The 1,578-nt window shown below is 44.4% G+C and carries 1 protein-coding gene and 1 pseudogene; both read left to right on the top strand.

Translation table 11 applies throughout. The features are described 5' to 3' along the window. The coding region (locus KIV40_RS27995; protein ID WP_375164895.1) for a YgfZ/GcvT domain-containing protein at nucleotides 1-599 on the top strand (599 nt) is incomplete at its 5' end. Between the two features lie 7 nt (nucleotides 600-606). Further along, nucleotides 607-1,030: pseudogene (locus KIV40_RS27990) on the top strand (aminoacyl-tRNA deacylase). The last annotated feature ends 548 nt before the right edge of the window (nucleotides 1,031-1,578 follow it).

Genomic DNA, 1,578 nt, shown 5'->3' with positions numbered 1-1,578 from the left:
AGGCGGATAGCTTTATTGATACTCTCTCTGAAGAACGTGGCAACGTACGCGCCATCGAAGGCGGCAGCGCAGTTAAGATTGCAGACTCACGCTGGGCACTGCTCATCACAGCTGAAGCAGCACAAACCTTAGTAGAGAGCAGCTCAGCAGAGAAAGTTTCAGAAGCTATCTGGCAATACTATGAGATCATGGATGCTCAACCAAAGCTGTCGGCGAGTGAGCAAAACGAGCACATCCCACAGGCATTAAACCTGCAAGCCATTGGTGGCATTAGTTTCACCAAAGGTTGTTACACGGGACAAGAAACGGTTGCACGCGCTAAATACCGTGGTATGAACAAGCGTGAAATACGTATTGTCTCTGGCACAACTGAGCAACCATTGAGCCTTGATAGCGCGATTGAACTAGAGCGTAGTGTCGGTGAAAATTGGCGTGGCGCAGGTCGTCTTTTGAATGTTTACCTATTCTCAGATAACACGGCTATCGGTCTGATTGTTCTTCCAAACAACCTAGATGATGACGTGAAACTGCGCCTAACCAGCCAACCGGATCAGCAATGGGCGATTCAGTCTCTGCCATATAGCTTGGAAGAAGAGTAAATTCCCCTTGCAAACGGTTATTACAGATTGGTTGGATCAACAGCAAGTCGAGTACCGCTTGCTGTTGCAAGATAAAGAAACCACCTCCATCGAAGAGACAGCACAGGCTCGCGGTATAGAGCCATCACAAATGGTCAAATGCATTCTGCTACGAGATATGGGCAATCAATACGCCCTTGCGTGTGCGCCCGGCGACAAAGCGATTGATCCTAAAAAGGTACGTGCTGTCCTCAACTGCCGTCGCATGACTTGTGTCTCTCAGCAAGATGTCGAATCGGTAACTGGTTTTAAGGTCGATCATTTTTGATCCTTCCCTTCAACAGAATAAAATTGTCACCATCAGCTCAGGTGAGCGTATGGCGGGGATCGCGCTTGATCTTAACGATCTTATGAATTTGTGTGCACCAATTAGTGCGGATATCTGTCGATAACGCCGAGACGACATTGATATAGCTCGCAGAACCCCTGCCTTATATGCGAACCGTCTCATTACAAATGAGATCGACATCATATTTACTAGACTGACCAGATAAAATATTTAGTCACATTTAAAGCATAACTAGTCATGAAGACTATTCTAAGGTAGTCTACATTGACTGGTTGGCTTTTAATCAAAAGTTAAAACTGGCCAGTCAAAGTGAATCCACTGAGTAACGTCAGTATCCACTTTTGTGTAATGCATCTGTGACTATTCGCCCGTTTTTGAACGGGCTTTTTTTATGCGAAAAATTTACACTTTTATTGCACTTTTAAGAAATTACCGCCTATTCTTAACATGTCATATACGTTCTGCCTACAACCCAGACAGGAAAGTCAGCTGGCAGTTCAACTAACACTTTCGTTTTGAGGAGAAGCTCACGACAAAAACGATATTTGCTATGGAAACTGCTTACTGCAGCACAAATATCTATAAAGCGACAACTCCACTGCATATTACTCCACTCTTATCACAATTATTCCCTCGGAGATTTTCTATAAT

The sequence above is a fragment of the Vibrio sp. D173a genome (assembly GCF_030248475.1).
This window is presented reverse-complemented; position numbering and strand designations above follow the sequence as displayed.